This is a genomic window from Legionella jamestowniensis (assembly GCF_001467745.1).
Classification (GTDB): Bacteria; Pseudomonadota; Gammaproteobacteria; order Legionellales; family Legionellaceae; genus Tatlockia; species Tatlockia jamestowniensis.
Genome location: NZ_LNYG01000005.1, coordinates 1 through 9,654 on the forward strand (window position 1 = coordinate 1; position 9,654 = coordinate 9,654).

The window sequence follows — 9,654 nt, forward strand, 5'->3', positions numbered from 1 at the left end:
ACATCAGGATGACGTTACTACATCAGGATGACGTTACTACATCAGGATGGCGTTACTACATCAGTTGGCGTTTAATACCGTACGTCATCCTGAAAGCAGCGCAGCTGCTTGAAGGATCTTTTTCAGGCGAAATACGATAACAGTGAGCCAGATCCTTCAAGCGGCTTAAACCATTTTCTGGATAACATGCTAGGCGAGTTGTCCGTATCTCGCTATTTTTTTGCTTAAAAATTGAGCTATGCTTAATAAGCATTCGTTTTGTTATAGGACAAAATCATGAAAGAATCCAAAACAACTTCTAAAGTCAGCACAAACAAGCTTACCAAAAATAAACTGAAAAATGTCTCTGGTGGCATGACGGATGAATACAGGGATAAACGAGAAAAAGAACAGAATGAAGTACTCAAAGGGCAGGGGCCAAAACCCAAAGATATATAAAGTTAATTCGAGATCAGTCACAGGGAGTCAACTCAAGAACGATACCAGAGAAAAATCACAAACAAAAGGCGTCATTTTGAGCCGCTAGCCTTTGGGGGGGCAAACATCAGGCAAGACTGACGTCATCCCGAACAAAGTGAGGGATCTCCTGGCACATGGAGATGTCTCACTTCGTTCGACATGACGTATGTTTGAGGGCATCTCCACCACACTGCGGCAAATATCAATTTTCTTAATATCTCTGAAAACGCGATTCAGTCCTACTTCATGAAATCTTAGGCATATAATCAATTATTTTGAATAATTTTTGCCTCAGCTTCTTTTTTCATGACGATAATCGTAATACGGCGATTACCTGGATTAAGTGGATTTTTCTTATCCAATAAGACAGTGGAAGCATAGCCTATCACCTCCATTACCTTATCCTCAGGCATACCTGCTTTAACCAATGCCCTACGGGCCGTATTTGCACGTTGGGTCGAGAGTTCCCAGTTACTTTGGTTTAAATCCTCAGGATTATGATAAGGATGGGCATCTGTATGCCCCTGAATGCTAATTTTGTTCGGAACGTTATTTAATATTTTTGCTATCTTATCAAGTAATTGTAACATTTCTGGATCAATTTCATCACTGCCAATTCCAAACATCGGTTTGTTTTTATTATCAATTAGTTGAATTCGCAGCCCCTCGGAGACTACATCCATTAACAGTCGATGCTTCAAATCAGCTAAAGCGGGATCACTGGTTATTGTGGTAATTAATTGTCCTTTCAACTGCTCCAGTTTTTGAATTTCCTTTTTTTGTTCAAGAGATTGATTGCCTGAGCTGACTTGTCCCTCCTTCTGTTGGAGATCGGTACCCCCGCCATTAATTGTTTTCTTACGGGCCCCCATACTGTCCCCACCAATCAAGGCAATACGTAAGGGTTGCTTAAAGTATTCCGCTAAGCCATCTTTTTGTGCTTTGTTAAGAGAGGCTATTAACCACATCAATAGAAAAAAAGCCATCATTGCTGTGACAAAATCGGCATAAGCGATTTTCCATGAACCGCCATGATGGTGTTTTTGGTGTTTATTAGCCTTCTTTAAAATAATTAAATGGTTTTCATTATTTCCGGACATAGTGCTCTCTAGGCTACTGCTTCTTCGGACGCATCCTGCTTGACGGGTTTAATTTCTTCGTTTAACTCGTTGAAGGAAGGTCTAGCTGTTGAAAATAAAACCTTGCGACCAAATTCAGTAGCAATAATAGGAGGATAATTATGGGCACTGGCTAATAGGGTAACCTTAATACAATTTAGCATAAGAATCATATCATTAGTTCTCTGCTCCATGGCTGTAGCAAGTGGTCCAATAAACCCGTAACCCAGCAAAATCCCCAAAAAGGTGCCTACTAATGCTTGCGCAACGAGGACACCAAGTTCAGAAGGTGGTAAGTTAATAGATTCCATGGAATGCACAACCCCTAAAACCGCTGCCACAATACCAAAAGCAGGCATAGCATCCGCTAATTTGGTGATAGCATTCGCAGGAATCGAATCTTCTTGATGATAAGTTTCGATTTCACTTTCCATTAATGATTCCAGCTGGTAGGGTTGCATATTAGACGTTATCATTAACCGTAAATAATCACAAAGAAACTCAATAATGTAAGGTCTAGCCATTAAACGTGGATAGCTGGTAAAAATTGGACTATTCGCTGGATCATCCACATCGTTTTCCAAAGACATAAAGCCTTCTTGCCTTCCTTTATTCATCAGTGCATACAATAAACCTAACAGATCTTTGTAGAGCGTTTTTGCAGATTTAGGACTGATAAACAAACTTGGTAACGCTTTTCCAATGGACTTTAAGACACTAGTACTGTTACCAACCACTAATGAACCGAGGGCTGCACCTGCAATAATCAGGAATTCCACGGGCTGTATGATAGCGGCCAAATGCCCCCCAGCTAAGGAAAAGCCACCAAATACGGACAGTAAAATTATAAGATAACCAATCAAAATGAGCATTATATTCCCTATATGGCTAATTTTTAAAAGGGATTAAATGATAATCCCTTAAATTATTCACTCATCTTATTTCAAATAGTCATAAACAACGCGCCCATAAGGTAATGTTAAATCTGAAACAAAATGCATCCCACTAATAACTTTTTTTACAGGTAATCTAGCCACAGGTGCTAAAGCATGGTGAAAAAGCTCCAATTGTGCAGGACCTGTCCATGCCCCTTTTATCGTTACATCTTCAAGATGGTACTCAACGAGCTCACAAATACGGGTACTGCCATCGACATGAGGAATAATTTTTAACAGATAGGATGGACTAACCATTGCTTGAGTGACCTTTTTCAGATCAAGTGTTTGATATTTATACCCCATGGTAGCGGTTGCAATTCGATTATGGCCGTAGTCCAAAGTTCCTAAAAGCGTTTCTTTTTCAACACTCAGGCATGGTTGGGCAAGCTTTTTAGGAAAGCCCCAAATTTCTCGTCCTCCGGCAATAGGTGGGTGATCATCCAAATACATAGCATGAGTATACCCACCTTCTTTTCCCTGGAAACGCACAGGGATAACTTGACCTGATTCTGTATAATCACCAAAACCGGTAGAATCAGGCATGCGAATGACTTCAAATTTTACCAAAGGTTCTGTTACTTCCAAGGGGGCTGGAACAATCTCCCGCAACACATCCATATCGGTTTCATAAGTAATTATAAGATATTCGCGGTTAATAAATCGGTAGGGTCCGCGAGGATAGGATGGACTGGCAAAAGGCATTGCAAATGCATTTTCCCTAATCTTGGATTCATTCATTATTAACTCCTGTATTTTTTATCCTTTAAGTAAACGATGGAATTTTATTCCATGCACCAGCCATGACTAACGATTAACGATTGTCCTGTTAAGGCATTCGAATCAAAGGAGGCAAAAAACAAGGCGGTTTGAGCAACATCATCGGTCGTAGTAAATTCCCCATCTACCGTGTCTTTAAGCATTACTTTTTTAATCACGTCTTCTTCGCTCATATGGAGCTCTTTGGCTTGTTCAGGGATTTGCTTGTCTACTAAGGGGGTACGGACAAACCCTGGGCAAATTACATTAGCACGTACTCCATGGGAAGCTCCTTCCTTGGCAACGACTTTGCATAAACCAATCAAGCCATGCTTAGCAGTGACATAGGGTGCTTTTAATAAGGAAGCTTCTTTCGAATGGACTGAGCCCATGTAGATAATGCTGCCGCCTTTTTTTCCAGAGTACATATGTTTCAGACAGGCTTTCGTTGTTAAAAACGCACCGTCTAAATGAATGGCAAGCATTTTTTTCCAATCGGAAAATGGTAACTTATCGACAGCTTCAATGATTTGAATACCAGCGTTACTAACAAGAATATCAACCCCGCCATAATTACTAGCTACGGAATCAACCCCAGCGTTTACCTGACCTTCGTCAGTAACATTCATGGCCACAGCCATGGCTTTTCCGCCCATAGACTGTATTTCATCTGCAGTTTGTTGTGCCTGATTGAGGTTTAGGTCAGCAATCGCTACTTTTGCTCCTTCCTTCGCGTACACAATAGCAATTTCTTTTCCAATACCGCTGGCTGCACCTGTGACGATAGCTACTTTGTCTTTTAATCGCATAATTAACATTCCTTGTAATGGTTTTTAGGTATCAGTATAACAGTGAGTTTACCATTTTGCCTTAACAGCTTTATAGTGTAGCAGGGACCTATAAATAAGACAAAATGGACATGAGAGGTTAGAAATTATTACCAAGCAGTTTAGTAATAATAGTAGTAGCCGTTTCTGTAATACCAGTTTCTTCTGTCTTGCTCTCGACCAATTGAATGACCGACCAATGCACCTGCACCTGCACCGATGGCTGTTCCCCATCCGCTTCCACCGCTTACAGCATATCCTATACCAGCTCCTGCTGCGGCACCAGTTGCTGTACCTACTTGAGTGGCGGTACAAGAAACTAATCCTGTGGTCGATAACCCCAAGAAAAACATAACATATATTAGTCTTTTCATGGTTAAGCTCCTCTTGTACGTAGATCCTTCACTAGAGATATTAGTACAAAAAAAGATCATTTGCTTAAAAATAAGTCATTTAGAAACGAGGGAAGAATTTTTACCTTGAGCCAAGTGAAATAAAATTTTAGAGCAAATCATAAGTACAGGACGGGTATATTTGACCCTATCATTGTTCTCGCACTAGTGCTAAATGATTGAGAAATTTTTATTTTAGAGAAGGGCCTCTTTGCTTTATTAGCAAAATAGTTTCCTTTTATTCTATAATTTAAAAGGAAATACAAGGAAGTAACAATTAGCAGCAGGGAAAGCTATGAAAGGACAATATCACGGAATAGAATTTGAATATTCCTCTCAACCTATTAATGGGAAATATGCAGGCGAATATCTTCTTATCTTTCACCATGAGCAATACACTTATATTATAAAAAAATCAGTAGGCAAAATGTTTGCTACCCCAAGGGAAGCTGAAATAAAAGCCATGGAGTTTGCAAAGAATCAGATAGAAAGAGGACTATTCTAAAACCTTAAATTACACGTGTATACCTTAAGGGTTCAAAATAAGATTCGCAGCTCTTAAAAAATCAGCTGTAAGTTTCTCGTTGCGCTTGAGAAATTATTGCTCCCCCAGTAGTATTGGGAAATCAGTCTTAATAAAAGAGAGCACTATGTTTCATGGTAGTATTGTGGCCTTAGCCACCCCCCTGAAGGATGATGCAGTTGATCTTAAATGTTTGCGTGAATTGGTTGAATTTCATATCTCTGCAGGGACTCACGCTATTGTCGCTGCAGGCACTACTGGCGAGGCAGGGACCCTTTCTCATCAAGAAAAAATTCTAGTTATCAAAACTGTCATTGATCAGGCAAGAGAACGCATTCCTGTCATTGCTGGTACAGCAATGAATGCAACCAAAGATTGTATTGCATTGACAGAGGAAGCTATGGAGTGTGGTGCCCATGCCGCATTGATTATGACGCCAGCCTATATTAAACCTACTCAAGAAGGACTCTATCAGCACTATAGTGCCATTGCCAAAGCAGTGGCTATTCCAATTATTCTCTACAATGTACCAGGTAGAACTGCCTGTGATTTATTACCGGAAACAGTGGCCAGGCTTGGAAAGATCTCAAACATTATTGGTATTAAAGAAGCGACCGGTCAAATGACTCGTTTGCAGCAAATCTTGCGCTTATGCGAGGGGATTGATGTTTATAGCGGCGATGACCCGACGGCTGCGCAATGGATTTTAGCCGGGGCAAAAGGAGTTATCTCCGTTACAGCAAACGTGGCAGCCAGACAAATGGCTAAACTAGCCGATGCTGCCTTTGATAACGATCCAGCTGGTTGTCTTAAAATTAACGAACAATTGATGCCCCTTCATCAACTTTTATTTGTCGAAGCGAATCCCATCCCGGTAAAATGGGCTTTAAGTAAGATGGGGTTAATGAACGATGAATTACGGCTGCCTTTGACCTCTTTATCCGAAGAACACTATCAAGCACTAGAGCAAGTTCTGAAAAACTTGCAGCTTATTTAATAAGGAACAACGTTGTGAAGAAATTTGGTTTTATCATTCTTTCGGTTTTAGTTTTATCCGCCTGTTCCAACTATGCCAGTAATGGTGAGGCTTTGTATTTACGCAGTAAAAATGGCCAAAAACTGGTAGTTCCTCCACCATTAACCGATAATAATATTAGTCACTTTTATGATTTACCAGCGCAAAATCAAAATGCAATGGTGAATATTGCACCTCCATCTGATCCTTCGATTGTGGCAGATGCAACTTAAACTATAAGTAAAAGGTTACACTTATGGCAACTGAATCAGATGAATTACGGGTTATCCAGGAGTTATCCAGTCGCCTCGTAGAAGCGCAGCGCAAGATACGAATTTTAGATAGCATTAAATGGGATGATACGATTAAGCAGGATTTTTTTGCTAAAAAAACACAGGCTTTGCCCAAAATTGATAGGGATTACTATCTCAATAAACCCTTACCTTTCGAAGCGACTGAGAAGCAAGAAGAGTTTCGTTTAATTGTACGTGATGCGCAAAATCAGCTTGGGCAATATTCACCCGTGACGCGCTTAATTAAGCGACAATGTGAGGAATACGCGCGCGCGGTACAAATGCTGAATGCCAGGGGTACGCCAGCGTTTTGTGAGTTAGCCATGGAGCTCTATGGCAGCCCGGATGATGCATTTTATTCAGGTGGCCCTCGCTTGTCTGAATTAGGTACGCTTTTATTTGATGTATTAACAGCTTTAGAGGTTCAGCTTAAATCAGAGGCAGATGAAAAAAGGCATACCCCGCAAAAAGCGCAGGAATTATTGCAGGAGCGTCTTAGTCAGTTTTTTGATCAACATCCCGGTAAAGTAACGGTAATGGTTAGTGATGATATGGTGGCTGATGCTTCGGCAGGGGCAGATACGATTAAACTAAGCCAGCAAGCGATGTTCAGTGATCGTGATTTGAAATACCTTGAAGTGCATGAAGGTTGGGTTCATGTGGGTACGACCTTAAATGGTGCTACACAGCCTTATTGTTTTTTCCTGGGTAAAGGCTCTCCTTCAAGCAGTGTTATTCAGGAGGGGCTTGCAGTCATTACTGAAATTGTTACGTTTTCTTCATATCCCGGCCGTGTGCGAAAAATTACAAATCGGGTTATTGCGCTGGAGAAAGTGCGACAAGGAGCCAATTTTATTGATATTTATCGCTATTTTATTGAGTGTGGTTTAACGGAAGACGATAGTTATAATCATACCGTTAGGGTGTTTCGAGGGAGTACGCCCGAAGGCGGGCCCTTTACCAAAGATTTATCCTATGCAAAAGGATTTCTTTTAATCTACAATTATATGCGTTTTGCAATTAGTCAGCGGCGCATTGATTCCATTCCTTTGCTTTTCACCGGTAAATTAGTTCTTGATGATTTACCCTTGTTAGGGGAATTAAAAGAAAGAGGCATTCTAACTCCCCCAGTGTACTTGCCTCCGCCTTTTAAGGATTTGGCGGCACTAAGCGCCTGGATGAGTTTCTCTTTATTTTTGAATAAATTCAGTTTGAATGAAATTCAAAAGAATTTTCGCTTCTTACTGGTGTAATTTAGTAAAAAATTTTCTTTACTATAATCTCATCTATATTCAAGATACATTCAAGCTTAGGGAGAAGAAGAATGGGCTTATTAATTGATGGACACTGGCATGAGCAGTGGTATGACACGTCCAAAACCGGTGGCGCATTTAAACGAGAGCCTACTCAATTTAGAAATGCTATTAAGAATGAAGCCAATGCACGTTTTTCGCCAGAAAAAGGACGTTATCATTTGTATGTATCTTTGGCTTGTCCTTGGGCACATCGCACTTTAATCTTTAGAAAGCTTAAAAAACTTGAGCATTACATCGATATTTCCATTGTGCATCCCCATATGCTTGAAAATGGTTGGGAATTTAAAGTAGGTCTGGGAGCTACCGGAGATAATCTTTACGGTTTAAATTATTTATATGAGATTTATACAAAAGCAGATAGTCAATACACTGGCAGAGTTACTGTTCCTGTGCTGTGGGATAAAAAAGAAAAAACAATAGTTAGTAATGAGTCTGCTGAGATTATCCGTCAATTTAACCACGCTTTTAATGATTTAACAGGTGATAAACAGGATTTTTATCCAGAGTTTTTACATACAGAAATTGATGCGGTCAATGATAAAATTTATCACACCGTGAATAACGGCGTTTATAAATGTGGATTTGCCACTACGCAAGAAGCTTACGAAAAAGCCTACAATGAATTATTTGCAACACTGGATGAGCTTGAACATCATTTGAGTAACCATGAGTATTTGGTAGAAGATATTTTAACCGAAGCCGATTGGCGCTTGTTTACGACCCTTATTCGCTTTGATGCGGTTTACTATAGCCACTTTAAGGCGAACCAGCAGCGTATTTGTGATTATCCGGCGCTATCGACTTATTTAAAAAAACTCTACCATCATCCTGGTATCAGCGACACGGTTAATTTTTTACATATTAAGCAGCATTATTATTTTAGCCATAAAACGATTAATCCAACCCAGATTGTACCGGTGGGGCCAAGGTTGACTTTCGATTGAATGGCTTAAAAAAATCAGCTACAACAAGCTCGCTATCTGTAAGAAAACAGTTTATCACTCGTTTTTTTTACCATAAAATCTATCGGAAGGGTTGATGCGTTTTCACTGAGCATGAACTTCGTTTATATATAATTGAAAATTTATATCCTAAAACTTTATGATATTTATATTTCAACTAAATGCTTTTTTCGAATAAAGAAAGTAAATCTTCGTTAATTCAAGCGTGCTCATAGAAAAATAAGAAGAATTAACAAATCTTATACTCAACATGCCAACTATTGTAAGCTGCTGGTATGTTAGAGTAAATATATCTAGGGGCTTAGGGAGTGTGGAAATGTCTTCGCATAAATCAACATCCTTGCGTCGCATCTATGAGCTGTAAAACCTGTTGCATGCAGGTAAGCAATCATCTTCTTCTTTACTAATATTTAGCAGTAGCATCGCTCGCAGGAAAGGTATCTTTTAGTCGATTATCGAGTTTCCTATCTTGATTTTTTCTTTGAATTTCTTGCAGTTTTTTTCTTAATACTTTGGTATTTTTTCTTCCAATGGGTTTTTCATAATTCATACTCTCTCCTTTTTATATCCTTATATTTATAGTATAGGACTTGTTCTGATGAAGTAGGACTTCTTGTTACAACATATCAATAGCTTGTTTGTTATAAATCGGAACATTTAATTGAGCGCTCATCCATCCAAATGTTTTGATAAGAAGAAAACGGGTAGAAGTTGAGCTTAGCTGCGGGAAGTAGACCGCGCTCTATTCTAAATTTAAAAACCTGCTAAGATGTAAATCTACCTACCTTTCAGTCCTATTTTTTGGCATATTTATGCCCATTTTAGTAAAGATAAGTTTCTCGCAGAGTGCTCTATAACTGTCGTTTCACTGGAGGATTTGGTATGCAGCAAAAAAGAGAGATTAAAGATACAACGCGTTTATTTGCTAAAGTTGATGCTCTAGTTGACCCTGTGCTTCAAACCATCCCCGAGACTCCCACCTTTTCTTAATAGCGGTAAACAATTGCGATTATTTGATAAAGATACGTTAGCGGGCATGAGAGCTTCTGCCCGGG

At 39.6% G+C, this 9,654-nt stretch carries 12 protein-coding genes; 6 read left to right on the forward strand and 6 right to left on the reverse strand.

Annotated elements, in window-relative coordinates; translation table 11 throughout:
- The first annotated feature begins 276 nt into the window (after positions 1–276).
- On the forward strand, positions 277–438 hold the full coding sequence (locus tag Ljam_RS15035; RefSeq protein ID WP_131762187.1) for a bacteriocin: 162 nt from the start codon (positions 277–279) through the stop codon (positions 436–438).
- A gap of 287 nt (positions 439–725) precedes the next feature.
- Here Ljam_RS15035 and motB read toward each other — a convergent pair whose 3' ends face one another.
- The 5 genes from motB to Ljam_RS01600 all read right to left on the reverse strand — a co-directional run bounded on the left by motB (position 726) and on the right by Ljam_RS01600 (position 4,472).
- On the reverse strand, positions 726–1,559 hold the full coding sequence (gene motB, locus Ljam_RS01580) for a flagellar motor protein MotB (protein WP_058448393.1): 834 nt from the start codon (positions 1,557–1,559) through the stop codon (positions 726–728).
- Positions 1,560–1,567: 8 nt separating this feature from the next.
- Positions 1,568–2,449: a flagellar motor stator protein MotA gene (gene motA / locus Ljam_RS01585; protein WP_058448394.1), complete on the reverse strand. Its 882-nt coding sequence runs from the start codon at positions 2,447–2,449 to the stop codon at positions 1,568–1,570.
- A 66-nt stretch (positions 2,450–2,515) separates the two neighbouring features.
- Positions 2,516–3,253 carry an acetoacetate decarboxylase gene (locus Ljam_RS01590; protein WP_058448395.1) on the reverse strand — a complete coding sequence of 246 codons (738 nt, stop codon included), beginning with the start codon at positions 3,251–3,253 and terminating at the stop codon, positions 2,516–2,518.
- A gap of 44 nt (positions 3,254–3,297) precedes the next feature.
- The gene (locus Ljam_RS01595; protein WP_058448396.1) at positions 3,298–4,080 is read right to left on the reverse strand and encodes a 3-hydroxybutyrate dehydrogenase; all 783 of its coding nucleotides are present in this window, start codon (positions 4,078–4,080) and stop codon (positions 3,298–3,300) included.
- A gap of 140 nt (positions 4,081–4,220) precedes the next feature.
- A complete protein-coding gene (locus Ljam_RS01600; protein WP_058448397.1) occupies positions 4,221–4,472 on the reverse strand; it encodes a glycine zipper domain-containing protein in 252 nt (83 codons plus the stop codon).
- Between the two features lie 313 nt (positions 4,473–4,785).
- Here Ljam_RS01600 and Ljam_RS01605 point away from each other — a divergent pair, with 313 nt between their 5' ends.
- From Ljam_RS01605 to Ljam_RS01625, 5 genes are all read left to right on the forward strand, one after another.
- The gene (locus tag Ljam_RS01605) at positions 4,786–4,995 is read left to right on the forward strand and encodes a hypothetical protein (protein WP_058448398.1); all 210 of its coding nucleotides are present in this window, start codon (positions 4,786–4,788) and stop codon (positions 4,993–4,995) included.
- A gap of 145 nt (positions 4,996–5,140) precedes the next feature.
- Positions 5,141–6,010 carry a 4-hydroxy-tetrahydrodipicolinate synthase gene (gene dapA / locus Ljam_RS01610; RefSeq protein ID WP_058448399.1) on the forward strand — a complete coding sequence of 290 codons (870 nt, stop codon included), beginning with the start codon at positions 5,141–5,143 and terminating at the stop codon, positions 6,008–6,010.
- Between the two features lie 14 nt (positions 6,011–6,024).
- On the forward strand, positions 6,025–6,261 hold the full coding sequence (locus tag Ljam_RS01615; RefSeq protein WP_058448400.1) for a hypothetical protein: 237 nt from the start codon (positions 6,025–6,027) through the stop codon (positions 6,259–6,261).
- A gap of 23 nt (positions 6,262–6,284) precedes the next feature.
- Positions 6,285–7,574: a flavohemoglobin expression-modulating QEGLA motif protein gene (locus Ljam_RS01620; RefSeq protein WP_058448401.1), complete on the forward strand. Its 1,290-nt coding sequence runs from the start codon at positions 6,285–6,287 to the stop codon at positions 7,572–7,574.
- A gap of 71 nt (positions 7,575–7,645) precedes the next feature.
- Positions 7,646–8,581, forward strand: a complete 936-nt coding sequence (locus tag Ljam_RS01625; RefSeq protein ID WP_058448402.1) for a glutathione S-transferase family protein — start codon at positions 7,646–7,648, stop codon at positions 8,579–8,581.
- 421 nt (positions 8,582–9,002) lie between these two features.
- Here the strand turns inward: Ljam_RS01625 and Ljam_RS15040 are convergent, their stop codons facing one another.
- On the reverse strand, positions 9,003–9,149 hold the full coding sequence (locus tag Ljam_RS15040; RefSeq protein WP_156411901.1) for a hypothetical protein: 147 nt from the start codon (positions 9,147–9,149) through the stop codon (positions 9,003–9,005).
- Positions 9,150–9,654: the final 505 nt, after the last annotated feature.